General features: G+C 44.8%; 23 protein-coding genes. 14 read left to right on the forward strand and 9 right to left on the reverse strand.

Annotation, left to right across the window (positions count from 1 at the left end; all coding sequences use genetic code 11):
* A complete protein-coding gene (locus PQR79_RS16605) occupies nt 1–1,605 on the reverse strand; it encodes an alpha/beta hydrolase (RefSeq protein WP_238107477.1) in 1,605 nt (534 codons plus the stop codon).
* A 94-nt stretch (nt 1,606–1,699) separates the two neighbouring features.
* Here PQR79_RS16605 and PQR79_RS16610 point away from each other — a divergent pair, with 94 nt between their 5' ends.
* The 6 genes from PQR79_RS16610 (at nt 1,700) to PQR79_RS16635 (ending at nt 7,572) form a co-directional block, all read left to right on the forward strand.
* Nucleotides 1,700–2,077, forward strand: a complete 378-nt coding sequence (locus PQR79_RS16610) for a GntR family transcriptional regulator (protein ID WP_238107478.1) — start codon at nt 1,700–1,702, stop codon at nt 2,075–2,077.
* Between the two features lie 37 nt (nt 2,078–2,114).
* The gene (locus PQR79_RS16615; RefSeq protein ID WP_238107479.1) at nt 2,115–2,984 is read left to right on the forward strand and encodes an ABC transporter ATP-binding protein; all 870 of its coding nucleotides are present in this window, start codon (nt 2,115–2,117) and stop codon (nt 2,982–2,984) included.
* Nucleotides 2,981–4,273 (forward strand): ABC transporter permease, encoded by a 1,293-nt coding sequence (locus PQR79_RS16620; protein ID WP_238107480.1) that lies wholly within the window; start codon nt 2,981–2,983, stop codon nt 4,271–4,273. Before PQR79_RS16615 ends, PQR79_RS16620 begins: the two co-directional genes overlap by 4 nt.
* A gap of 141 nt (nt 4,274–4,414) precedes the next feature.
* Nucleotides 4,415–6,208, forward strand: a complete 1,794-nt coding sequence (locus tag PQR79_RS16625; RefSeq protein ID WP_238107481.1) for an AMP-dependent synthetase/ligase — start codon at nt 4,415–4,417, stop codon at nt 6,206–6,208.
* A 109-nt stretch (nt 6,209–6,317) separates the two neighbouring features.
* Nucleotides 6,318–7,106: a lipase family protein gene (locus tag PQR79_RS16630; RefSeq protein WP_238107482.1), complete on the forward strand. Its 789-nt coding sequence runs from the start codon at nt 6,318–6,320 to the stop codon at nt 7,104–7,106.
* 73 nt (nt 7,107–7,179) lie between these two features.
* Entirely contained in the window at nt 7,180–7,572 is a 393-nt protein-coding gene (locus PQR79_RS16635) for an acyl-CoA thioesterase (RefSeq protein WP_303648601.1), read from the forward strand.
* A gap of 12 nt (nt 7,573–7,584) precedes the next feature.
* Here PQR79_RS16635 and PQR79_RS16640 read toward each other — a convergent pair whose 3' ends face one another.
* On the reverse strand, nt 7,585–7,842 hold the full coding sequence (locus PQR79_RS16640; protein WP_238107484.1) for a GNAT family N-acetyltransferase: 258 nt from the start codon (nt 7,840–7,842) through the stop codon (nt 7,585–7,587).
* 36 nt (nt 7,843–7,878) lie between these two features.
* Nucleotides 7,879–8,301, reverse strand: a complete 423-nt coding sequence (locus tag PQR79_RS16645; RefSeq protein ID WP_238107485.1) for an acyl-CoA thioesterase — start codon at nt 8,299–8,301, stop codon at nt 7,879–7,881.
* A gap of 214 nt (nt 8,302–8,515) precedes the next feature.
* Between PQR79_RS16645 and PQR79_RS16650 the strand changes: the two genes are divergently transcribed.
* On the forward strand, nt 8,516–8,752 hold the full coding sequence (locus PQR79_RS16650) for a hypothetical protein (protein ID WP_274408576.1): 237 nt from the start codon (nt 8,516–8,518) through the stop codon (nt 8,750–8,752).
* 54 nt (nt 8,753–8,806) lie between these two features.
* Here the strand turns inward: PQR79_RS16650 and mtnC are convergent, their stop codons facing one another.
* Nucleotides 8,807–9,487, reverse strand: coding sequence for an acireductone synthase (gene mtnC, locus PQR79_RS16655; RefSeq protein ID WP_238107486.1), 681 nt, complete (start codon nt 9,485–9,487; stop codon nt 8,807–8,809).
* Between the two features lie 380 nt (nt 9,488–9,867).
* Between mtnC and PQR79_RS16660 the strand changes: the two genes are divergently transcribed.
* Complete coding sequence (locus PQR79_RS16660; protein ID WP_238107487.1) at nt 9,868–10,107, forward strand: HP1242/YdcH family protein; 240 nt, start codon at nt 9,868–9,870, stop codon at nt 10,105–10,107.
* Nucleotides 10,108–10,718: 611 nt separating this feature from the next.
* Here PQR79_RS16660 and PQR79_RS16665 read toward each other — a convergent pair.
* A complete protein-coding gene (locus PQR79_RS16665) occupies nt 10,719–12,383 on the reverse strand; it encodes an amidohydrolase (RefSeq protein WP_368389133.1) in 1,665 nt (554 codons plus the stop codon).
* Between the two features lie 347 nt (nt 12,384–12,730).
* Between PQR79_RS16665 and PQR79_RS16670 the strand changes: the two genes are divergently transcribed.
* Entirely contained in the window at nt 12,731–13,219 is a 489-nt protein-coding gene (locus tag PQR79_RS16670; protein ID WP_238107489.1) for a DUF2846 domain-containing protein, read from the forward strand.
* Nucleotides 13,220–13,284: 65 nt separating this feature from the next.
* Here PQR79_RS16670 and PQR79_RS16675 read toward each other — a convergent pair whose 3' ends face one another.
* Complete coding sequence (locus tag PQR79_RS16675) at nt 13,285–14,061, reverse strand: haloacid dehalogenase type II (protein WP_238107490.1); 777 nt, start codon at nt 14,059–14,061, stop codon at nt 13,285–13,287.
* A gap of 194 nt (nt 14,062–14,255) precedes the next feature.
* Nucleotides 14,256–15,488 (reverse strand): imidazolonepropionase, encoded by a 1,233-nt coding sequence (gene hutI / locus PQR79_RS16680; RefSeq protein ID WP_238107491.1) that lies wholly within the window; start codon nt 15,486–15,488, stop codon nt 14,256–14,258.
* Between the two features lie 134 nt (nt 15,489–15,622).
* Between hutI and hutC the strand changes: the two genes are divergently transcribed.
* From hutC to PQR79_RS16705, 5 genes are all read left to right on the forward strand, one after another.
* Nucleotides 15,623–16,327, forward strand: coding sequence for a histidine utilization transcriptional repressor HutC (gene hutC, locus PQR79_RS16685; protein ID WP_238107492.1), 705 nt, complete (start codon nt 15,623–15,625; stop codon nt 16,325–16,327).
* Nucleotides 16,328–16,403: 76 nt separating this feature from the next.
* Nucleotides 16,404–18,074 (forward strand): urocanate hydratase, encoded by a 1,671-nt coding sequence (hutU, locus tag PQR79_RS16690; RefSeq protein ID WP_238107493.1) that lies wholly within the window; start codon nt 16,404–16,406, stop codon nt 18,072–18,074.
* Nucleotides 18,075–18,077: 3 nt separating this feature from the next.
* Nucleotides 18,078–19,616, forward strand: a complete 1,539-nt coding sequence (gene hutH, locus PQR79_RS16695; protein ID WP_238107494.1) for a histidine ammonia-lyase — start codon at nt 18,078–18,080, stop codon at nt 19,614–19,616.
* A gap of 222 nt (nt 19,617–19,838) precedes the next feature.
* A complete protein-coding gene (locus tag PQR79_RS16700; RefSeq protein WP_238107495.1) occupies nt 19,839–21,107 on the forward strand; it encodes a mechanosensitive ion channel family protein in 1,269 nt (422 codons plus the stop codon).
* A 23-nt stretch (nt 21,108–21,130) separates the two neighbouring features.
* Entirely contained in the window at nt 21,131–22,630 is a 1,500-nt protein-coding gene (locus PQR79_RS16705) for an alpha/beta fold hydrolase (RefSeq protein ID WP_274408577.1), read from the forward strand.
* A 1-nt stretch (nt 22,631) separates the two neighbouring features.
* Here PQR79_RS16705 and PQR79_RS16710 read toward each other — a convergent pair whose 3' ends face one another.
* Together PQR79_RS16710 and PQR79_RS16715 are read right to left on the reverse strand one after the other, a co-directional pair.
* On the reverse strand, nt 22,632–23,204 hold the full coding sequence (locus tag PQR79_RS16710; protein WP_238107497.1) for a lysophospholipid acyltransferase family protein: 573 nt from the start codon (nt 23,202–23,204) through the stop codon (nt 22,632–22,634).
* Nucleotides 23,205–23,436: 232 nt separating this feature from the next.
* On the reverse strand, nt 23,437–23,904 hold the full coding sequence (locus tag PQR79_RS16715; RefSeq protein ID WP_238107498.1) for a DUF2489 domain-containing protein: 468 nt from the start codon (nt 23,902–23,904) through the stop codon (nt 23,437–23,439).
* Between the last annotated feature and the right edge of the window lie 81 nt (nt 23,905–23,985).

The following is a 23,985-nucleotide window of genomic DNA, read 5'->3' on the forward strand; positions in this document are numbered from 1 at the left end:
CTATTCCTTATCTGCAGCTGTATTTGCTGGCGCTGTTGTATCGGTTTTAATGTCTGTGTCGGTGCTGGCAATCGGTAATGCTTCTACTGTGTTGGCATTAAGGTAAAAGCTGCGACGTACGTCCTTTTGTAAGCATTTGCCATCAATCTCTTTTATTGAGCCTTGTTCAACGAGCTGAGCGACTAAGTCATTGCCACAACTTTGATAGGCCACCCCATGCGTGGCGTAAGGCGCAATAAAATGCTTCGACTTGGTGAGTTTCTCTTGTGCCAATGCGCCCCAGTTTGGTGGTGTGGCAGGGTCAAGTTCGCCAGACAATAATAGAGTAGGAATATCGCTGTCGATTGGCTTACTAAAGCTGTCATCTTCGGGTGTCATTGGCCATGCCTGACAGGCTTTTTCTAAGCCGTCTAGCATGCTGCCACTGATGTAAGACTCTTTAGCATCTTTACGCATTTGTTCGGTAATACGGTGAATATCTTCACCACACACAACCGACGTGTGCATGCCCATCGCGATCCCTGTGCTGCTGGCCGTTAAGGCGTAAATACCTAAAATGGGTTGGTAGTTGCCTTGAGCTGCCTGGTGTATTGCATGGGGAATCAACGCACGGATATTAGGCATATACATTGCCATGCGGATAGCACCTGTGTACTTGGTACGAGTCAGTAAAAAGTCACTAGGCTCGTCAGTCTGTGGGTCGCGTACTTTTTGGCTAATAGGTGCATCAGCAAGTTGTTGGTCAACTTGATTGTACTCGTCGACTAAATCAGGAAACTGCTGCTGACATTCTGGATTGCTTTTACAGTCGCGCCATAGCACGTTTAAACCACGCTCAATTGAACTACCAATGGCGACCACGCTTTGTTGCATTGGTACCACACCGTCTAAGGTGACTGTTGCCAGTGCTTCAGGATAATGGCGCATATAGAGCTGAGCCATCCTTGTCCCATAAGATATACCGTAGAGATGCAGTTTTTTATAACCTAAAAACTCGCGTACCGCCTCAAAGTCTTTTAGTGCGGTATTACTGCCGTATTGAGTGACGTCGGCATCGAGCCCAGCTAAACATTTTTCAGTAATGGCAAGCATGTCGAGGTTGTCTTCATTGATGCTGAGCGCATTTAAGTCACCGTCATCGCAGCTCAAAATATTAGATTGGCCTGTGCCACGCTGGTCGATAAGTAAAATATCGCGTTGTTGACGCACTTTGGTCAGCATGCGGTCAAATCCTGCGGCATTTTCGATAGCCGATTGTCCAGGGCCTCCGGCAATGGCGAGTAATGCTTCGTCTGGATGGGTGTCTTTAATGGCAGGTAAAATCGCAAAGTGAATGTCGATTTGCTTACCGTCAGGTTGCTTTGGATTTTCAGGTACGCTGATTTTACCGCACTGAAACAGTTCATCTAAGCCATCTAAATAACATGTGGTCGTTTTAGCTGGCGCAGCTACGAGTGTGTCGGTGGTATCTGCACTGCTGTAATTAGCCACTAATATCGCGACTGCAACAGCTACCCAGCGACTCGCGCGAGTTGCCGATTGGCATAAACCTAAAGCGCGTAATTGCGATATTGAGGTTGTGTTGACAAACTTCCTGTTGATCATCGGAACGTTTCCTTTTTGCATTTCATGACGATTGTGATACCTTAACACCTAGTGTATGAGTGTATCAATGTATTAATACAGTTGTTAAAGGCTAATGTTAGAATTACTAAATGTCAACCCCAGCAGTGGCGAACCCATTTATCGACAATTGCACGATCAAATCGTGCGCTTAATTGTTGGCGGCCAATTGCACCCTGAAGATGTACTTCCTTCAGTGCGCCAGTTAGCCGAACATTTGGCGGTAAACCCAATGACAGTGTCGCGTGCGATGCAACAACTTGTTGACCAGGGTTGGGTTGAGCGTCGTCGTGGCCAGCCGTCACGCGTTGCCGCCAGAACATCAGCCAATAACGCCTCAGGTAGCAGTTTATTAGCGCCGCAGTTAAGCGCATTAGTTGAGCAAGCACAACAGTTAGGTGTTGATTACGACGAGTTGCAACAGTTATTGAAGCAATTTTGGCATAAAGAATAGCCGTCATTTAAGCTAAATTTTGGTAGGAAAGTCGAACATGGAAGCCGAAGATAAGCCCGTTTTACAGTTTACTTTAGTCAATAAAACCTTTGCTGAGGCTGACAAGTCTGCAACGAGTCATAAGGTGTTAGCCGATTTATCGATAACACTTTACCCTGGGATGGTCGTGGGATTATTAGGCCAAAATGGCGCGGGTAAATCAACACTAATGCGGTGCGCGCTAGGGATTGTTGATATCGATAGCGGCAACATCAATACCCTAGGCGAATCGCCAGAAAACCTTTCTATTGAAGCAAAACAGCGCCTTGGCTACGTGCCACAACAGCCTTTTGGTTACGAAGGCTTTACCATCGATAAGGCGTTAGAATTGCATCGCAGTTTTTACCCACAGTGGGACATTGCCTTAGAACAAGATTGGTTAAAACGCTTTGATTTAGATGTCACTCAAGCGGTACAAAAACTGTCTGTAGGTCAGCGTCAATCGTTAGCGTTGATCATGGCAATGGCGTATCGGCCGACCTTGTTGTTACTCGACGAACCCGTCGCTAGCCTTGATCCTATCGCTCGTCGCCAATTTATGGGTGATCTGTTCGATCTCGCCCTCGACTCAGGCTCGGCGGTATTATTTTCATCGCACATTACCTCAGACTTAGAACGTGTCGCTAGCCATGTAGCGCTAATCAAAAAAGGCGACTTAGTGCTGTTTAAAGAAATTGATGCCCTGCGTGAAGAGGTTAAATTACTCACTCTTAACGACGATACTAAACTACCTGCAAGCTACAGAATATTGAGTCAAACCGGGCAAACCATGCTGGTGGACACCCAAGGTAACTCGGAGGTGATTGCAGGTGTACAGAATGAAAAGTCATTAAATTTAGAGCAGTTATTTATGGAGCTGCACCGATGAGTGCGCTGCCAACTCAAGGTTTACAAGCCGCATGGCGTAAACCCTATCAAGGTATGTTGCGCCTCTGGTTGTATGATTTAGGTAGCATTAGCTTTTTAGGCACTAGCCTGCTTGGGTTAGTGCTTGGGCTTGCGTTGTTAATTAGCGGAAAAACCGACGTGGTGAGTTTGGTTTTTGCAATGTCAACTGTTTCGGCTGCTGCCGGTATTGCCTGGCAGTTAAATCGTTTAGTGGCGACCGAGACAAGTCAATTAATCCCAGGTTATCAAGCCAATGTATTGCAACAGGCACTGACCATCGCGCTAGCGGTTATTGGGTTTCAGGTGTTGGCCTGTGTGATTTTTTCGGCATATGAAGTGATAGCACAATTGTGGCTAGCCGTTGCAGTAGGGCTTGGCTTTGTATGGCTATGTTTGTGGCGCAGTCATTATTTTCATTTATCGTTTGCGCTGTTTATTGCGGTGCCATTTTTAGATGAATTGTCCTCCCGTTTGTCGCTGTGGGCCAGTGTAATCATTGTTGCCATGCTGTTTTATCGTGTGGTTGGCTTGTGTCGACAGTTGCGCTGGAACAGTGATGCCCGAGTGGTGTACCTCAATGCCGTGCAAATGGGCTGGATGTGGTTACCGAGCATTAAAGGTGTCGCGTGGGTGGGTAAATTCGAGCGCCTGTTTCATCCAATGAATTTCTTTATTGGCCCAGTGTTAACCATGATGATGTTAACTTTGCCTGTTATCGCCATTGGCTTAATGCTGATTTCGTGGTTGTTCGATTTTAACTTACCAACTGTGTTTTTAATTGCTCAATTTTCAGTGATCAGCTGTGCGATTATTCATTGGAGTCGTATTCAGCGCTGGCGTGCCACCGAAAGCTTATTTTTATTACCTTGTTACAGTGGATTAAGCGGGATGAAAGAAGCTTTTTACCGCAGCCAATATCGTTTTATTGGGGTAATGGTGTTGATGGTGACTGCAATAGGGGTACTGAAATCCTTGTTTGAACCACAACTCAGCCTGATGTTTTTAGTTCACCTCAGTTTAAGCACCTTTTGGGGCTGCGCGATTATGCTCGGCACTGGGGCAGCAAGCCGCAATAGTCACCACGCTACAGCGGCAATGTTGGTGGTGTTTGTACACTCGATAATCGTCTCTATGAGTTTTGCTGCGCTAAGAGATGGCGACAGTATTACCCCGTGGTTATTGCTGGATATTCCGCTAACTGTAATCGGTGTGTTGGCATTAAGGTGGGGTAAGCGACAACTTTGGAAGCATGGTATTACCGCGCCTTAACCCCCTTGTTTGTGGTTTATCAGTTTTGCTTGTGAACGTGATGTTAATCGCACAAATAGAGCAAAAGCTCTTATGATTTTTTTTAGCTTCAGGTAGAATGCAAAAAGCGGAACACTTGTAAGCTAAAAAGGTCACTGTTAAATGTCATTAAATCAATACCACGTCGTACGACTTCTGCAACAGCAAAGTCAGTCTTTAGGTAACAACATTGCCCTGGAAGGCTTTGAGATGCCTGCACCTTGGCACACCGTGACTTGGAATAAATTCAATACGTTAACAGACTCAGCTGCCCAATTACTGATTGAGTTTGGCTTACAAGTGCAAGACAAAGTGGTGATATTGTCGCAAAACTGTCCACAATGGACTTGTGCCGATATTGGCGCACTTAAAGCGCGTAATGTGGTGGTACCTGTTTACCCAACCAGTACACTTGAACAAGCGGTGTTTATTGTTAACGATGCCCAAGCTAAATTAATTTTTGCTGGTAATCAGCAGCAATATGACATGGCGTGTGACATTGCCGAGCAAGCCAGCTGCGTGCAACATATTGTGGTATTTGATGCCAATGTAACCTTAAAAGCCGACAATCACCTGTACTTTGACTCGCTATTAACCGCCCAATTTAACCCAAGCGTAACTCAAGAGTTAACCAGCCGATTAGCCAATACTGATCTCGATGACTTACTGACGCTGATTTACACCTCAGGTACCACTGGCAACCCAAAAGGGGTGATGATCGATTACCGCAATTTTGCGTCGATGATCAGCCAGCATGACCAAAAACTGCCTTTTATCGCCGGCGATGTGTCATTAGCCTTTTTGCCGCTAAGCCATGTATTTGAGCGTGGTTGGAGCATGTATGTATTGTGCCGTGGCGGACATAATGTTTACTTAAACGACACTAATAAAATTAAACAAGCTCTCGTTACCGTTAAGCCACATACCTTATGTGTAGTGCCACGATTTTTAGAAAAAATTTACAGCGCCGTGCACGACAAAGTTGGCAAAGCGCCTAAAGCACGCCAAGCATTATTTGCCTGGGCGATGAACGTCGGTAAGCGTCAATTTGAAGTCAATCAAGGCCGCGCTAAGCCGTGTTTATGGCTAAGTGCCCAGTGGAAGCTGGCTAACAAGCTGGTTTACAGCAAATTACAGCAAGTGCTCGGCGGCCGGCTTAAGTTTATGCCAGTGGGCGGCGCAGCATTAGATGTCAATGTGGGCAGTTTTTTTCACAGTATTGGTGTGCCTGTATTGTGTGGGTATGGCATGACCGAAACTTGCGCGACAGTGACCTGTAATACTTTGGACAATCGTGTACCAGGTTCAAATGGTAAGCCGTTAGAAGCCATGCAAATAAAGCTGGGTAAAGACGATGAGATTTTAGTGCGTGGTGACACTGTAATGCGCGGTTATTACAATCGCCCAGATGACACCGCCGAAGCCTTTGAAGATGGTTGGCTAAAAACCGGTGATGCAGGGCGTATCGACGAGCAAGGTAACTTATACATTACTGACCGCATCAAAGAGTTAATGAAAACCTCTAACGGTAAATACATTGCCCCGCAGCGCGTTGAAGGTAAGGTTGCGTGCTGCCCGTTTATCGAGCAAGTGGCCATTGTTGCCGATGCTCGCAATTACGTATCTGCGCTTATTGTGCCAGCATTTGAAGCGTTAAATACCTGGGCAACTGCGCAAGGTATTCATGTTGAAAACCCCATTGAATTATTACGCCACTCACAAGTGGTAGCGCATTTTGAGCAGCGTTTAATCGAACTACAACATGAGTTAGCGGGCTTTGAAAAAATTAAAAAATTCACCTTATTGCACGAAGCCTTTTCAATGGAATCTGGACTGATTACGCCAACTTTAAAGTTGCGTCGTAAAATGATTTACAGTAAATACCATCATGAAATTAATGCCATGTATGCTAGCTAACGGTTTGAGTGTTTAAGCCATAGGGCGCCTGATGCGCCCTTTTTTATTCACTGAATTGTCATCTTTTTGTCTTATGCTCAAGTCTGTCTTACCTGACAGGCCATAGGATGTGAAAAAGCTTAAGCGTTATCAATATGAACGTTACGCAGTGCTCTGTAAGGTAACGTATCAAACCGACTTTGATCCGCAAAGTTTGGGATTCTCATCTGATAATTATGCCGAAATTGCCAATCGTTGGGGGCATATTTGCGCGCGGGTTTTGTGGCGCGATGATCACCCTGAAGTGCTGGTAGTGTTTAGGGGCTCGCAAACCGTACACGAATGGCTTATTAACATACATTGTTTACCCAAAGTGAAACGCTTTGTTGGTTGTCGTTATCATGTGCATGCGGGTTACGATTATTTACTCGAGCAGCCTAGTAACCCATGTGCGCCTGATTATCAAAGTGGCGTTAGTATTTATCAGCAGTTAAATGCCATTGTGAGCCCGCTGATTTTGTTGGGTAAAAGAGTCACGCTCACAGGGCATTCATCTGGCGGTGCGATGGCGATATTGGCAGCCGACAGGCTAGAGCGCCAATACAATAAATCAATAAAGCGTGTGGTGACCTTTGGTCAGCCTGCACCGGGTTTTGGTAGTTTTAAGCGCCAATATTTACTGCACAGGCGCACATATCGAATTTGTTGTGGCGTTGATGTGGTAACATTTTTACCGCCCCTGCCGGGGATGTTTCATCATGTTGGGCGTATGCTGTGGCTGCATAACGAGCGTATTTATGACAATATTTCGCCTTTTAAGCGTTTTGTATTGAGTTTTGCCAGTTGGTTGTTGTCGCCTTTTGCCTCTCATTACATGCACAAATATATTCGTGATAAAGATTTTTTTGATGACCTGTAGTGAGATGTGTCGTTAGAATGGATTCACATCGATACATGATAAAGGATTTATTGTGGCAGACGCTCAATTTAGCATGACCCTTAAACCGCGTTTTTGTGAAACCGACGCACTAGGGCACATCAACAACACAGTGATACCCGTTTGGTTTGAAGCAGCACGTGAGCCGATTTTTGATATTGTCAATCCGGGGCAAGATTTAACCAAGTGGAACATGATTATTGCCGGTTTTACTATCGCCTTTACCGCGCCCACATACTACGGCACTGAAGTGACAGTAAAAACCCATATTAGCCGCTTGGGTAACAGCAGTTTTGATATTGTACAAAGCTGTTGGCAAAATGGTAAAAAAACCGCCGAAGCGACCACCACTATGGTGCATTACAACTACCAAACCGAAAAAAGCGAACCATTGACCGATAACGTGCGTCAGCAATTAGCTGTGTTAACAGGGCCTGTATGCTCGTAGGCAAACGGCTAATTAACGTAAAAATTTAACCACATAACTGCAACTGGCATTAATATTAAAATCGTTAGATTTTGCCCATGCCAGCCCAGTACGCACGAGCTTTTCGGCTATGCCTTGTCCGCGCAATTGCGGCGGTACAAAGGTGCGATGAAAATCAATGTCGTTGCCTGACAAATGATATTCGAGCATGGCTTCGGCCCCTTGAGTCTTAACCACAAACCGTTGCTGCTCAGCTTGGTGTTTTACGTCTAGCGTATCCTGATTGCTCATGCTGTTATCCTTGTAGCATATTAATATGACTTAAATTTATTGATGCTTCGACAAGGCGTCCAGTAATTCTGGCGTGAGTTTGGCTTTTTGTCCGGTTTTCACATTAAACATCACCACCTTTGCCCAACCAATAGTGGTGACAGCTTGTTGCGCTTGGCTAAACACAGTGTAATGCATGACAAAGCGGTCTTCAGTAATATCGCTAATTTTGGTACCGACAATAATGGTGTCTGGAAACATTAGCGGGCGCTTAAAGCGGGCGTTGGTTTCACTGAGCACTGGCCCAACACCTGTTGTTTTTAAGTCGGCAAGTAGGTTTATTTGGTTAAAAAAATCGAGGCGAGCTGTTTCAAAATACTTAAAATAAACGGAGTTGTTGACGTGTTGCAGCGCATCCATCTCGCCCCATGCAACTTGAATTTTGGTGGAGATAGAGTGTTTAGCTAAAAAGTCTTCCATGAGATACCTTGTATAATAAAGTTAAACGCTTGTTTGAAATCGACTGTTAATTTACCAGTCACAAGGCGGAACAACAAGGGGTATAGTGTTTAGTTTGCAAACTAATAAGGGTTTGATTTTGCTACAGCCGGCTTTACTTACCAACTAGCGCATAGGGTGCTTCCGGCTGGGCGGTACTTTCTGCGCGGTTAACAAGGTAACAAACTCAACTGAGTTGGCCCCAAAAACTCTATTATTTACCGGCGTACGTAAAGCGATTGCGCTATTTGCACTTAAGCTTGAGGCTAATGCTAAATCACGTTGTAGAATGATTGCGAAGTCGCTCGTCGTTGAGCTTAATGATTACGAAATGTTAGAGATCACTCGAGATACCGATGGCGAGCATGGTGACCATTGTGAGGTTAAAAAGTGTATCTCCTGCTTTTTCTTGGTTAAGCTAACTATTTGCTAAAACAAAAAACGACCATCAAGGTCGTTTTTATTGGAACGCATTTACCGAAACAGGTTAGTCGAATTGCAATTCGTTAAAGCTCGTCACCGTTTTGCATTTTGCTTTAACTTGCTCTGGTAAGCGCAGCATTTGGCACGTTGTCATGCCAGCCGCTTCAGCCGCTTTAAGTTCTTCTGGCATATCTGACACAAACAAAATTTGTTTCGGCTTTAAGCTAATGGTGTTGCAAATGTTGCAGTAGGCTTGCTTGTCTAATTTGTTACCGGTACGGGTATCAAAATGGCCGCTAAATGAAGGGGTTAAATCCCCTGAGTCTGAGTGGCTAAACAGCAACTTTTGCGCATCAACTGACCCAGACGAAAAGCTGTAAATACGGATACCTTTTTGGGTAATACGTTCAATTGACTCGATAAAATCTGGGTAGATATGACCAGTAAACTCAGCATTGTTGTAGCCTTGTTTCCAAATCAAACCTTGTAAGGTTTTCAGCGGGGTGATTTTACGGTCTTCGTCGATCCATTGTTGTAAAATTTCGGTCACGCGTGCTAAAGATGCATCGGGTTCTAGCGCGATGTCTTTAATGTCACTAATGCAATAATCGACCAATACATTGTGTTGATTCTTTTCAAGAAAATCAGGCATTGCGGTGCGTGAATATGGAAATAACACATCCTGAATAAAGTTAAGATCGGTAGTGGTACCGGCGGTATCAACGATGATAGCTCTAATACTCATAAGATTTGTGACTCCCAAACAATAAATTAACTTAATGATGATCCTATGCTTTATTGGCGTCTAAGGCTAGTGCTATTGATGAGATCGCACCGAGGTTTGGCGACTTTTAGTACAAGATGTGAGCTAGATTTAGATAATGCTAAATTGCTCGAGCACAATGAGGGAAGCGTCGCTTTAGGGACACAGTTTCAAGCTGTTATAGCTAGCGTGATGATTATCATCATTCTGTTTATTAGGCATTTTGGTTAATGTTACCAGAATTCAGTTGGGGTAATCGATAACCTTTATTTTTTGGCCTAGATCACGAATTAACAGGCCAAGGGAATATAGTCTAACCTTAGGAATGGTTTACATGATTGGATAATATACAGGAGTAAGTTATGTTAGGTGAGAGCCATGCGTTATTAGTTGATTTTCCTGAGTATACAGACACCATTTTAGCCTTAACCACAAAAGACGGAGAGTTTGCAGACTCAGCTCGTCGATATCATGAGTTAGACACCGAAATCCGCAAGTTAGAATTGAGAAATTCTCCTACGAGTGATGAGTTTATGCATCAAGCTAAACATGAACGCTCTGTGCTTAAAGATAAGCTTTATCTTCAGTTTACTAAAGCGTAGCGGTTTGTTTTGAGCTGGAATCCAGCTCTTTTTTTATGCTTTTGTGGCCACTAACGTCGTGGCGCTTCGCTTACACCAGACCAAGAGGAAACCAATGGCTGTTCCCTCTTTTTTTTTATAAAAGCATTGCCCCAGCCGCTTTTGCCTTACGTTCTCGCTATTTGAAAGGGAACAACCATTACTACATAGCGACGCCTTAATCAAAAACCGCTGGACGCATTCTGAGTGGTCACTTATTAATGCGCAATGGTATAATAGAGCCGATAATTTCGCCACGTGGATGAATCCAGCTTTGACGCGTTTGTAACCTGCTTCGGCTCATCTTGTCATCAAAAGTGAAAATGCTTAAAAGGTTGGCCATGGTGATTTACGAGCCGACTGTCCACCCCATGGCCGCTCATTGGCATCCATGCCATCACGGCATTTGTGAATCCCTTCACATCAGTCAAGTGGTTGAGCTACAGGGATGTACTTGTGCTTGTCAAACAGTGAATGCCATGTCAAACCGTGAAATGAGCGTGCAGTGATACATTCATGGCTTTCAATTTTCAAACTAACTCAAACTAACTCAAACTCGATCTAATACACAATTCATTCATGCTTTATATCATTTACTCTTTCACAAACACCTGGCGGCCGTTGACCCAGGTGGCAATGACCTTGTTTTGCCATATTTGTTGTGGGTCGACTTTAAAATAGTCATCGTCTACTAAGATAAAGTCTGCTTTTTTACCTGGCTCTAATGAGCCCAATAGCAGCTCTTGATGGCCAGCATAAGCGGCGTCGATGGTGAAGCTTTTGAGTGCTTCGATGCGTGAGAGTTTTTCAGTGGCGAGCCAGCCGTCGAGAGGTTGGTTGGCATGATCTTGGCGCGTGACAGAGGCGTGCAGGCCAAAGAATGGGTTAGGTGATTCAATAGGGAAGTCTGATCCATTGGCGATGATGGCATTGGCATTTAACAGTTTTCGCCATGCATATGCGCCAGCGAGGCGGGCTTTACCTAAACGGTTTTCGGCCATGTTTTTGTCGCTGGTGGCGTGGGTGGCTTGTACCGAAGCGATTACATCGAGCTGGGCAAAGCGAGGTACGTCAGCAAGATCGAGAATTTGTGCATGCTCAATACGATGACGCAGTGCTTTTGAGTCGGTTGCGGCAATGGCTGTTTGGTATTTATTGAGCACTACCTGATTTGCGTTGTCGCCGATGGCGTGGGTATTGACCTGAAATCCGGCTTTCATTGCCTGTAAAATTAGCTTACCTAATTGCTCGTCTGAATACAGCATTAAGCCTTTATGGCCGGGTTGGTCGGAGTACTCTTTTAGTAACGCTGCGCCGCGGCTGCCTAGGGCACCATCAGCAGATATTTTAACACTGTCGACTTTAAACATGTTGTCTGCTGTGTTGATGTGGCCTTGTTTTAGGATGTTGGTAAAACGAGGGTCTTCAACCGACAGCATGCCATTAACGCGTACACTCATAGCATTGTTAGCCGCTAATTGTTGGTAGGCTTTAATGTTGTCTATGCTGATGCCCGCATCGTGCACACTGGTTAGCCCGTATGAGGCTAAACTGTCCATCGCGAGGGTTAGGGTTGATTGTAATTGCTGCTGATTAAGATCGGGAATCACGTTAAAAACGAGGTTCATGGCATTGTCGATTAATACACCAGTAGGATTCCCTTGTTCATCTTTGACTATCTCGCCGCCTTTTGGCGCCACTGTGCTGGCTGAAATACCGGCCAGTGCTAATGCTTTGCTGTTAACCCAAATGGCATGGCCATCAACTCGGCCAAATGATACCGGATTAGCAGTAAACACCTTATCTAGCGTTTCTTTTGTCGGGAATTGTTTGCTGTCCCATAACTCTTGGTTCCACCCGCGACCCATTAACCAACTGTCTGTTGGATTTTTTTTAATAAATGCTTGTGCGCGTGCCACTGCATCTTGTTCGCTTTTGGTATTGGTTAAGTCGGCGGTTAACAAGCTTAAACCATAGCTGAGAACATGCCCGTGGGCGTCAATTAACCCAGGAAGTAAGGTTTTACCTTTACCATCAATGCTAATGATTTCGTTGGTTGTGGGTAAAGCCTGGTCTTTAGTGAAAAGTCGGTCGATTTTATCGTTGGTGAACTGAATGGCATTAAAGGTGTGTAATTTACCGTTAACCAAGGTGTAGCCGTTAACATCATGCACCAGGGTGGTTTGCGCCAAGGCACAGGTGCTAAAACCGGTAAAACATAATGCAACCGCCAGTGCTAAATAACCCTTTTTCATCATTCCATCCCTTTATGCGACTTAAATCATCAACAGGTATTAAATGTTAATTAATGGTTAATGGCAAGAGGGGGAGCGTCAGATTTAAAATCAATTGTATTTGAAACGCTTAACAATTTTATGTGTATCACAAAGTTGGTGATACACATATCTGCAACTATTGTATGACATAGAGGTTTGATTTAGATTATTCGAACAGACTGCTCTATTTATCTCAAGGACAGAGCAACAAAAAGTCAGGATGACTTACTTTGTCTATCTTCCTACCTTTTACTGTCTAATTACTTGAGTAAACGGTCCGATTAACCGGGCTAGTATCATGTTATCACTATTTAAATGAGTAAATTACGATGAAAAAAATCTATTTAGCGTTATCACTAATTGCGGTGACATTTTTCTCTGGTTGCGCCTCTGTACCTATGGCTTCCTCAGAGCAAGACAATGCTTTAAAGCAATTCCAAAAACCACAAAATGGTAATGCTGGTTTATATATCTATCGAAATAGCTTTGTGGGCCAAGCGCTTAAGAAGAATGTGTATATTGACGGAAAATTAATCGGTGAAACTGCAAATAAAGTTTATTTTTATAAAGAGTTGGTGCCAGGCAGTTACGCACTTGCGACTGAATCTGAGTTCAGTGAAAATAGCATTGAACTACCAGTAGAAGCTGGGCAGCTCTATTTTGTTGAGCAGTATATTAAAATGGGTGTGTTTGTTGGCGGTGCAGCCTTGAAAAAAGTAGATATCGACACTGGTATGAAAAACATTAAAGAGTGTAAATTAGCTAAAGAGACGGATTTGGATATTTACTTACCAAAGCAAGCCGTAGCCCAAAAATAGAAAACGATATTTTGCTGTTAATAAATCGCCCAGCTAATGCTGGGCGATATGACTTTAGCATTTATTTAATTAAACTTAGCCAAAGTTTTAGCAAGGTCATTCACATCTAATACGTTATAGTCTGGCTCTGCAGCCAGTGGAAACAATACTTTACCCTGGCGACGAATAAACGCAGTTTGTAAACCTGCTTTTTCTGCACCTGCGATATCCCAGCCGTGGGCTGCAACCATTAGGGCGTCGTTAGCGTTAACGCCTAAATCTTTAATTGCCCATTGATAAGTGCTTAAATGTGGCTTAAATACACCCACAGACTCGATGCTCAAGTTTGCATCAAAATACTGGCTTAAGTTGGCATTTTTAAGCTGTAGTTGAACGCCTTCTAATGATGAGTTAGTTAACGTTACTAACTTATAACCTTGCGCTTTTAATGCCGCTAAGCCCTCAGCTACATCTGGGTGAGCGGGTAATGAACGTAACGGTGTCACAATGGCGGTTTTGGCCTGCTCGTGCGTGATTTCAATACCGTAAATCTCGGCCACCATTTCCAATGATGCGACCCCAATATTACCAAACGACTGATACTCGCCAGTAGCTGAAACCACTAAAGAGTGGTGCAACATGGTTGAGAACCATAATGGCAATAAATCGTCACGGCCATTTAGTGCTGTACCGACTGATTTACGCATATTTTCAAGATCTAACAGGGTTTCATTCACATCAAAAATTATGACTTTAGGCTTTGTGAGTTCAGTGGCTGAGTCTGTTGATTCATTGGCGAAAACATGGCTGCTGTTAAATAACAAAAACGCGCTTGCAATCGATAATAGTGTGCGGATTTTCATAATACCTCTGTCGATATGGATTAGGTTAGCGATGAGAACATTTTGATCGATCGTTCATAATATGCCTAGCCTAAATGAAATAGAGCTTAAAATCACGCTATTATTGATTTTATCTTGTTGGTCTTATGGGGATAGAGGGGGAAAAGAGCCATATGTTATGTTTAAAAGCCAACAACATATAGCTTCAATTGCGATTAACGAGGCAGGGCAACAACTTGGCCGTTTTTGACCACGTTTTGACAAGGATTAACCCCAAAGGCATAAGCTAATTGTGCAGGTGTGTGGATATCCCATAAACAAAAGTCAGCTTGTTTGCCTACGGTAATGCTGCCAATGCGCAGCTCGAGCCCCAATGCTTTGGCGGCATTAAGGGTGACCCCTTGTAAGGCTTCTTCTGGGGTTAACCTAAACAGAGTGCAAGCCATGTTGAGCATTAATAGTGTTGAACAAAGCGGTGACGAACCGGGATTGAAGTCGCTGGCAACCACCATAGGTACGTTGTACTTACGCAGCAGATCAATTGGCGGTAATTGAGTTTCGCGTAAAAAATAAAAAGCACCAGGTAATAAGGTTGCACAGGTGCCACTTGCACTAATGGCTTTGACACCTGCTTCGTCTAAAAACTCAATATGGTCGACAGATTTTGCACCTAATTTTGCCGCTAGCATGCTTCCGCCCAGATTGGATAATTGCTCAGCATGCAGTTTTATCTGCAAACCGGCTTGTTTGGCTGCACTTAATACCCGTTCGGTTTGAGTAAGATTAAACGCGATATTTTCGCAAAAAACGTCAACGGCATCGGCTAAATTTTCAGCGATAACCGCTGGCAGCATGTCATTAATAACGAGATCGACATAGCCGTCTACATCGTCCTTGTATTCAGGCGCAATAGCATGGGCCCCTAAAAATGTGGTGCTCACATCAATATGATGATGCTCGCCAAGTTCGCGTGCAACCCGTAACAGTTTAAGCTCGGTTTCGGTGTTTAAGCCATATCCAGATTTAATCTCAACCGTGGTGACACCTTCTCTGGCTAAGGCATTTAAACGTTGGCGACCCAGCTCAAATAATTCAGCTTCATCGGCGTCGCGGCAGGCATTAACGGTTGAAATAATGCCACCACCGGCGCGGGCAATGTCTTGATAGCTGGCACCTTGTAGCCGTTGTTCAAACTCGTTGGCGCGATTACCTGCAAACACTAAGTGAGTGTGCGCGTCGATGAGCCCTGGAGTTATCCAGCCACCTTTGCCTCTGTAAACTGGCGTTGCCAAAACATCAAATTCGGGCAAAGCATTGCGCGGGCCAACCCAAGCGATTTTACCGTCTTTTACTGCAATGGCTGCTTGATGTATTGCCCCGTAAGCACCATCAATACTCGGATCCATCGTTGCTACGTTGACATCTATCCAGACTTGATCCCACACCATGACAACCTCTAGAAACACAAAAAATCGATAACTCAATATTCGGTAAACAATACTTGTTTTGACTTGTATATACAAGGTAGAGTTAATGCAGTAATAAACATTCATTCTATTTTGGCGAGCGTGGAATTCTTGATATGGCCCAAGCAAAATTTGCTCAAATTAAACAATTTATTTTGTCGCGTATTGAAACCGGCCAATGGCAAGAAAACGACCGCGTGCCGTCAGAAAACCAATTAACTGAACTCTTTAGTTGCAGCCGCATGACAGCAAGGCGTGCGTTAACTGAGCTGGTGGACTCGGGTGTGTTAGAGCGCACTCAAGGTGTGGGCACTTTTGTTGCGGGACTCAAGTCGCAATCGTCACTCTTAGCGATCCGCAATATTGCCGATGAAATTAAAGATCGGGGCCATGGATACAGTGTAAAACAGCTTGAGTTAAAGCAGATTGCTGCCAGTGCCGCAGAGGCAAATGCCTTAGGGCTTGAGGTCGGTAGCCCGGTATTTTATTCAGTGCTAGTGCATTGCGAGCAAGGAATGCCACTGCAAGTTGAAGAACGCTTTGTGAACCCTAAATTAGTCCCCCAGTACCTAGAGCAAGACTTTAGGTTACAGACACCGCACGAATATTTATCGGCTGTGGCGCCCTTAACAGAAGCCCGTCATACCGTTGAAGCCATTATGGCAACAGCGTTGTTGCAACAAAGGCTTGCAATAAGCGCAACAGAGCCTTGTTTACAAATTTTACGCCGTACCTGGTCACGCCAAGGTGTGGTGAGTTTTGCCCGTTTAGTGCATCCGGGCAGTAAATTTAAACTCACCTCTGCGTTGGTAAAACAATGATGCTAATCAAGCCGCTATAACAACAATACAAAACACAACAAGACCAAACCGGATAGATTCGGTTGAAGAGGACATTATGGATAAACGACACGACTCAAGCAGGCGTATTATTGCGCCGCATGGCACTCAATTACAGTGTAAAAGTTGGTTAACGGAAGCCGCAATGCGGATGTTAATGAACAACCTTCATCCCGATGTAGCTGAACGCCCTGAAGATTTAGTGGTATACGGTGGGATTGGCCGTGCCGCGCGAGACTGGCAAAGTTACGACAAAATTATTGAGGTTTTGCAGCGTCTTGAAGACGATGAAACCTTGTTGGTGCAGTCTGGTAAACCGGTTGGGGTGTTTACCACGCATGCTAATGCGCCACGGGTGATTATTGCTAACTCAAACCTGGTGCCACACTGGGCGAATTGGGAGCATTTTAACGAGCTAGATAAAAAAGGCTTGGCGATGTATGGCCAAATGACCGCTGGGTCGTGGATTTATATTGGCTCTCAAGGCATTGTGCAAGGCACCTATGAAACCTTTGTCGCCATGGCCAAGCAGCACTTTAATGGCTCGTCTGCGGGGAAGTGGATTTTAACCGGTGGTTTAGGCGGCATGGGCGGTGCACAGCCGTTAGCGGGCACAATGGCGGGCTATTCGGTATTAACCTGTGAAGTGGATGAAACCCGCATTGATTTTCGTATGCGCACTGGGTATGTCGATAAAAAAGCCACGTCATTAGATCAAGCCTTAGCCATGATTTACCAAGCCAATCAAAGCGGCAAGCCTGTTTCTGTGGGTTTATTGGCTAATGCAGCCGATGTGTTTTCCGAGTTAGTTACCCGTGGTATCACCCCAGATGTCGTCACCGACCAAACCTCGGCACACGATCCCTTAAACGGTTATTTACCTCAAGGTTGGACTTTAGATCACGCAGCAAAAATGCGTAAAACCGATGAAGCTGCGGTTGTTAAAGCGGCTAAGCAGTCGATGGCCGTGCAAGTTCGCGCCATGTTGGCATTGCAAGCGGCAGGGGCGGCAACCACAGACTATGGCAATAATATCCGCCAAATGGCCTTTGAAGAAGGCGTGACTAACGCGTTTGACTTCCCTGGGTTTGTGCCTGCGTATGTGCGCCCGCTATTTTGTGAAGGCATTGGACCATTTCGCTGGGTTGCGCTATCTGGTGACCCTGAAGATATTTATAAAACCGACGCTAAAGTCAAAGAGTTGATCCCTGACAACCCCCATTTACATCACTGGCTCGATATGGCCCGGGAGCGCATTGCGTTTCAAGGTCTGCCGGCACGCATTTGTTGGGTTGGCTTAAAAGATCGCGCCCGTTTAGCGTTAGCATTTAACGAAATGGTGAAAAGCGGTGAGTTGTCGGCGCCCATTGTGATTGGCCGAGATCATTTAGATTCTGGCTCAGTTGCCAGCCCAAATCGTGAAACCGAAGCCATGCTTGATGGCTCTGATGCCGTATCAGATTGGCCATTAATGAATGCGCTGTTAAATACCGCCAGTGGCGCTACCTGGGTGTCGTTGCATCATGGTGGCGGTGTTGGCATGGGCTTTAGTCAACATTCGGGGGTAGTGATTGTCGCTGATGGTACTCAAGAGGCCGCAGTGAGGTTAGGCCGAGTGTTATGGAATGACCCCGCAACGGGCGTGATGCGCCATGCCGACGCGGGCTATGAGCTTGCAAAAAATTGTGCCAAAGAGCAAGGCTTAGACTTGCCAATGTTAGGAGCATAATCCATGTCGACTTACTCATTTGAACTGGTACCAGGTACCTTAACATTGGCACAAGCTCGGGCCATTAGTCGTAACAACGTCAAGCTAACGCTTGCCAAAGAGGCGATTAAAGACATTAATCACAGTGCCGAAATTGTTCAGCAAGTGCTGCGTGAAGGTCGCACGGTTTATGGGATTAACACCGGGTTTGGTCTATTAGCCAACACTAAAATTGCACCACAAGATTTACAATTATTGCAGCGCTCAATCGTGTTGTCTCATGCTGCAGGTATTGGCCAGTACATGCAAGATGCCACCGTGCGCTTAATGATGGTGTTAAAAATCAACTCATTAAGCCGTGGTTTTTCTGGCATTCGGTTAGAAGTGATTGAGTTTTTAATGCAGTTAGTGAATACGGGGGTGTATCCGTGCGTACCAGAAAAAGGCTCTGTGGGGGCGTCGGGAGATTTAGCGCCACTAGCACATATGTGTTTGCCCTTATTAGGCGAAGGCGAAATGAGCTATCAAGGGCAGATTATCTCGGCAAGCGAAGGGCTTAAGATTGCGGGGTTAAAGCCGATTGAGCTGGCCGCGAAAGAAGGCTTGGCGTTATTAAATGGTACCCAAGCATCAACCGCTTTAGCGCTTGAAGGCCTGTTTAATGCTGAAGATTTATTTGCTGCAAGCTCAGTGATTGGTGCCATGAGTGTTGAAGCGGCCATGGGTAGTCGTAGTCCTTTTGATGCGCGTATTCATGCCGCGCGTGGGCAAAAAGGTCAAATCGACTCGGCGGCGATTTTTCGTCACTTGTTGACTCACGAATCTGAAATTAGCCTTAGCCACACTCATTGTGAAAAAGTACAAGATCCATACTCGCTGCGATGTCAGCCACAAGTATTGGGTGCGTGTTTAACTCAAATTCGTCAGGCGGCAGAAGTGCTAGGGGCTGAGGCAAATGGTGTAACCGACAATCCATTGGTGTTCCAAGATACTGGCGACATTATTTCTGGCGGTAATTTCCACGCTGAACCTGTGGCAATGGCCGCAGATAATTTAGCCATTGCCATTGCCGAAATGGGCGCCATTGCTGAGCGTCGTATGGCATTGCTTATTGACTCGAGTTTGTCAAAATTACCCCCATTTTTAGTCAACAATGGTGGGGTTAACTCAGGCTTTATGATTGCTCAGGTCACGGCGGCGGCCCTAGCGTCTGAAAATAAAACCTATGCTCATCCGGCCTCGGTAGACAGTTTACCCACATCGGCCAACCAAGAAGACCATGTTTCAATGGCGACGTTTGCCGCGCGCCGTTTACGCGAAATGAGCGAAAACACTCGCGGCGTATTAGCGATTGAGTTACTGGCTGCGGCGCAAGGGCTAGATTTTAGAACCCCATTGCAACCCAGCGCCGCCATTGCTTTGGCAAAAGCCGAATTAAGGGCAATTGTGTCGTTTTATGATCAAGACCGCTACTTTGCACCGGATATCGAAAACACTGTTGATTTACTGGTTAGTGCGAGTTTTAATCGACTGTTACCGCAAGGATTGATGCCAAGCTTTTAGCTCAAGCTTTTATCGTTAAACTTATATAATAAAAGGACCGCACGGTCCTTTTTTTCGGTAAAATTCTCAAGGATTTGTTGAATTCACGTTATTGAATGAATGTGCTGAATTGAATGCTCAATTAAGTGCATAATGTTGGCAGGGAAACCTTTACATTCTGGTTTGTGTTTTGGGTATTAAACGTCCTTTTGTTTAAAGGACAATATTGCTAAGGATTTGTGTGTGAATACAGAATTTAGGGTTGAGGTTGCTTCTTGGTTAACTCAGTTAGGCATTGACAGTCAACCCACGGATGGTGTGGCAACCTCGGTATTGATTTTTGCCTGTTTAATTATTGCAGGCATAGGTTATTACATTACCCATCGGTTTGTGGTGCATGGGCTTAATGCGGTTATTCGCCGCTCATCGGTCACCTGGGACGATATATTTATGCGCTTTAATGTCCTAGAACGCTTAGCGTTATTAGTGCCTATTGTGCTGTTAGATGTGTTTATCCCAATAGTGCTAACATCACATGAGTTTGTCAGTGTCATTATTGATCGGTTACTCAGTTCTTTGCTGGTGGTCTTTATTATACGGGCGATTTATGGTGCATTGAATGCTGTCGATGAAATTGCCGATGTCAATCATGTTAACCGTAGATTACCGGTTAAGAGCTTTGTTCAGCTAACTAAGTTATTCTTATTTTTTATTGGGTTAGTTATCGTGTTCTCGATATTAGCCGACCAGTCGCCTATTTACTTTTTTAGTGGTTTAGGTGTCGCGACTGGTTTTATGATGCTGGTGTTTCGCGACACGATTTTGGGTTTTGTTGCTGGCATTCAACTTGCGGCGAACCGTATGGTCAGTAAAGGCGACTGGATCCAAATGGATAAGTACGCCGCAGACGGCGCGGTAGAAGATGTAACATTAACTACCGTAAAAGTGCGCAACTGGGACAATACCATCACCATGATCCCTGCATACGCTTTGGTGTCTGATGCTTTTAAAAACTGGCGGGGTATGTCTGAGTCAGGTGGACGTCGTATTAAACGCTCCGTAAATATCGACGTTAACAGCATTCAGTTTTTAACGGATGACGAGCGTATTCGTTTAGGTAAAGTTAATTACTTAAAAGAGTATTTACCGCAAATATTCAGTGAAATTAGTGCGGCCAATGCCAATATTAGCGATATTGATATGAAAGTAAACGGGCGTCATTTAACTAATATCGGTACTTTTAGGGCGTATTTACAAGAGTATTTACGTCGTCACGACAAAATTCATAAAGACATGACCTTAATGGTGAGGCAACTTGCACCAACCACCGAGGGCTTGCCGATAGAGCTGTATATTTTTACCAATGATATCCGTTGGACCTATTACGAAGCGATACAAGCTGACATTTTTGATCATATTTTTGCGGTGTTGCCTGAGTTCGGTTTACGGGCATTTCAAAACCCAACGGGTAATGATATTCGCAGCATTAAACAATACTGCGAGCAGCAATAGTCACTTTGTAAAGGATGCGAGTTGTGACTAATTGTCGTCATAGACGAGGCGTTTTTTTACTGCTTCAGTTGTTTGAACTGCCACGCTTTATAGCCTGTAGCGTGTTGGCCATTACCTGTGTCATGTTGCCTGCAAAGGCCAATTGGCTCAATGAAATCCGCCATAATGTCAGTGGCGCTGAAAAAGCGCCTAGCTTGGAGCCTCTTAGCCCTGCTGAGTTAACAGGTTATCCTGCAGATTATACTTATGAGCGCGTTATCGCGCCCAGTCATCAAGTGCCAGTATTTGTTGTGCAAGCTGGTCTTAAGCATCGCGACACTGTGGTGCTTGTTCATGGCTTAGGCGACCTCGCATCGAAAGGTTGGCTTACGGTTATCCCTAGACTTGCTCAGCAATATCATGTGGTGGCTATCGATTTACCTGGATTCGGTTTATCTCAAGGGGCGGTATTTACTTATTCGCCGCAACAATACGCCAAAGTTATCGATTGGCTGATAGCTAAATATCGTCATGATGGCCAAGTTAAACTTGTGGGTCACTCTATGGGCGCGGCAATCAGTGTGTATTATGCCAGCCAATATCCTGGACGTATTCAGCAATTGGTGCTGGTCGATGCGGCCGGTATTTTAGATCGCACAGCCTACATCAAGCGGATTTCGACCCGCGATAATGACCAGGCTGATCTACCTCAGAGTGTTAGACGAGTTTTGGCTCGAGTGGATAACTTTGCCGATAAAATGCTTGAAAAAACCGGCACAGGTTTTGACCCAACAAGGATTTTTAGTGGTGACTCGTCGTTACGTAATATGACCATTGGCGAGCAAACTAATGTTAATGCGGCACTGGCGTTGATGGAGCAAAATTTCTCTGTGCTAAATTATCAAACGGTTCCGCCAACTCACATTATTTGGGGAGGGCAAGATAACGTAGCACCACTGCGCACCGCGTATGCATTGCAACATGTTTTACCCTTGTCTCAGTTGCAAGTGATCAATCAAGCTGGTCATGTGCCGATGAAGTCTCATCCCCATGAGTTTAATCAGTTGTTATTAGCTAGCCTTAACGCAACAATTTTACCTCGACAAGCTCGGCCAAAAAATAACAGTGAGCGAATTGGCCGCTGTTTTCAAGATAACCATAGCCATTTTAGCGGCCAATATCAGCAGATAATATTGAACGATTGTAAGTTGGTTCGCTTTGATAATGTTGATGTGAAGCACTTGGCCATGGCAGACTCTATTCTCACCATATCTGCTAGCCGTATTGGTACAGCCAATCAAACCATGCAAATTACTCGCAGTGCCATTAATGCTACAGACACAGAAATACTTGGCCAAATGCAAAGTGAGCGCAGTCGTTTTGATTTTGCCGGCGTGAGTTTTTACGGTGAGTCACCAGTGTTTGTCTCGCAAGCGTCAACTCGACTTGTATTATCACTCACCAGAATTATTACTCCCACCCAGTCGACACGCTTGGGTGGAAGCTACGTATTAGCTGAGCAAAGCCTTGAAAGCGCGTTGTAATTTAATGGCGCTCAGTTGAGGATGATAACTGGTAATTAGGGATTTCTTTGGGGCGATAGCCAGTGATTGTGCGATAAAAATCCATTAATTGGTTCATTTCAGTTTCAATATTGCCTGTTGGAGTTAGCGGCGGCGAGAGCACAACAGTTTTGCGGCCAAAATCTAATCCTACTGGGACAATATCTACCTGTGCTTTAACTGCAATATGATAAAAACCGCTTTTCCAACGGGTTACTGGACTGCGTGTGCCTTCAGGGGCTAGTGCTAATTTATAGTTGGGATCTTGTTGAAACAACTGTGCAGCAGCATCCACTAAGTTATTGTGTTTGCGCCTATCTACTGGGCTGCCACCCATTGCACGAAATAACCATCCCCAAGGCGCAATAAATAATTGGTGCTTGCCTAAGAAATGGATTCTTGTTCCTAACGCGCTGCGGGCAATAATCCCAATAATAAAGTCCCAGTTACTGGTATGAGGACCAACTATCATTACGCATGGTTGAGTTTTATCGAACTGTCCTTCAAACGTCCACCCCAGCAGACGCAGTAATTTTGCACACAAAGTGTTTAACATAATGGAGTCCTAATCAGAGCGTTTTCGCTTCTTGTTATTAGTTTTTTAGATATGTCGCACCAAATCGAGGCGTTTAGTGATTAAAGCATATAAGCCATTTTTCGCCAATGGCGTTTTGTTGGGGGAGTGACGAGTTTAATGGGTACAGTTTGGGTACACACATGGCCAATTTAGTGGCTACAGCAAACTCGTTGTTTATCGTAAAGTGGGTGTCAATTAACCCGAGTTCAGGTTAATGAGTCTTTGGCTGGTTAAATTCAGCGATACGTTTGGCCTCATCTAATATAGCCTGTTCTAGTTCGGCCTCTGATTTCATTCGTGCTAAATCAAACTTCATCCGTTGTTGTTTTGGTAAAGCTTTACGCGCTTCCATGATGGGATGATCGCGAATGATGTCATAGTGAGCAAATAAGTTTGGAAAGTCGCTGTTGACTTGTTCTGACATTGATAATGCATCAAACAGTTTGCCAATACGCACAACACCTTCAGAAAGCTCGCAGCGGTCTTCTAACATAGCAGCGGCAATATAGCGGATATCAGTGAGGATTTGCTGTCTACGTTCGTCAGCTTTGGCTTGACGTGCTGCTTGCGCTTGTTGGTTAGCTTGAGTGCGGCGCTTAAGGGTTAATAATAGGTGAGTGGCGTACGCAGCAAGGGCAATGATAATGAGTAATGCAATAACTATGGCGATTGTTGGCAAAATTTATCCTTTTTTGAATACAAAACTGGCGCCTATACCCAATCGACTAGGTGTGCGCCAGTTTATTCCATTCAACTGAAA

The sequence above is a fragment of the Shewanella metallivivens genome, assembly GCF_028750675.1.
Classification (GTDB): domain Bacteria; phylum Pseudomonadota; class Gammaproteobacteria; order Enterobacterales; family Shewanellaceae; genus Shewanella; species Shewanella metallivivens.

Bases quoted from the DNA above. Each gene is read 5' to 3' on its own strand.
- PQR79_RS16605 (WP_238107477.1), bottom strand. From the start codon at position 1,605: ATGATCAACAGGAAGTTTGTCAACACAACCTCAATATCGCAATTACGC.
- PQR79_RS16610 (WP_238107478.1), top strand. From the start codon at position 1,700: ATGTTAGAATTACTAAATGTCAACCCCAGCAGTGGCGAACCCATTTAT.
- PQR79_RS16615 (WP_238107479.1), top strand. From the start codon at position 2,115: ATGGAAGCCGAAGATAAGCCCGTTTTACAGTTTACTTTAGTCAATAAA.
- PQR79_RS16620 (WP_238107480.1), top strand. From the start codon at position 2,981: ATGAGTGCGCTGCCAACTCAAGGTTTACAAGCCGCATGGCGTAAACCC.
- PQR79_RS16625 (WP_238107481.1), top strand. From the start codon at position 4,415: ATGTCATTAAATCAATACCACGTCGTACGACTTCTGCAACAGCAAAGT.
- PQR79_RS16635 (WP_303648601.1), top strand. From the start codon at position 7,180: ATGACCCTTAAACCGCGTTTTTGTGAAACCGACGCACTAGGGCACATC.
- PQR79_RS16640 (WP_238107484.1), bottom strand. From the start codon at position 7,842: ATGAGCAATCAGGATACGCTAGACGTAAAACACCAAGCTGAGCAGCAA.
- PQR79_RS16645 (WP_238107485.1), bottom strand. From the start codon at position 8,301: ATGGAAGACTTTTTAGCTAAACACTCTATCTCCACCAAAATTCAAGTT.
- mtnC (WP_238107486.1), bottom strand. From the start codon at position 9,487: ATGAGTATTAGAGCTATCATCGTTGATACCGCCGGTACCACTACCGAT.
- PQR79_RS16660 (WP_238107487.1), top strand. From the start codon at position 9,868: ATGTTAGGTGAGAGCCATGCGTTATTAGTTGATTTTCCTGAGTATACA.
- PQR79_RS16665 (WP_368389133.1), bottom strand. From the start codon at position 12,383: ATGATGAAAAAGGGTTATTTAGCACTGGCGGTTGCATTATGTTTTACC.
- PQR79_RS16670 (WP_238107489.1), top strand. From the start codon at position 12,731: ATGAAAAAAATCTATTTAGCGTTATCACTAATTGCGGTGACATTTTTC.
- PQR79_RS16675 (WP_238107490.1), bottom strand. From the start codon at position 14,061: ATGAAAATCCGCACACTATTATCGATTGCAAGCGCGTTTTTGTTATTT.
- hutI (WP_238107491.1), bottom strand. From the start codon at position 15,488: ATGGTGTGGGATCAAGTCTGGATAGATGTCAACGTAGCAACGATGGAT.
- hutC (WP_238107492.1), top strand. From the start codon at position 15,623: ATGGCCCAAGCAAAATTTGCTCAAATTAAACAATTTATTTTGTCGCGT.
- hutU (WP_238107493.1), top strand. From the start codon at position 16,404: ATGGATAAACGACACGACTCAAGCAGGCGTATTATTGCGCCGCATGGC.
- hutH (WP_238107494.1), top strand. From the start codon at position 18,078: ATGTCGACTTACTCATTTGAACTGGTACCAGGTACCTTAACATTGGCA.
- PQR79_RS16710 (WP_238107497.1), bottom strand. From the start codon at position 23,204: ATGTTAAACACTTTGTGTGCAAAATTACTGCGTCTGCTGGGGTGGACG.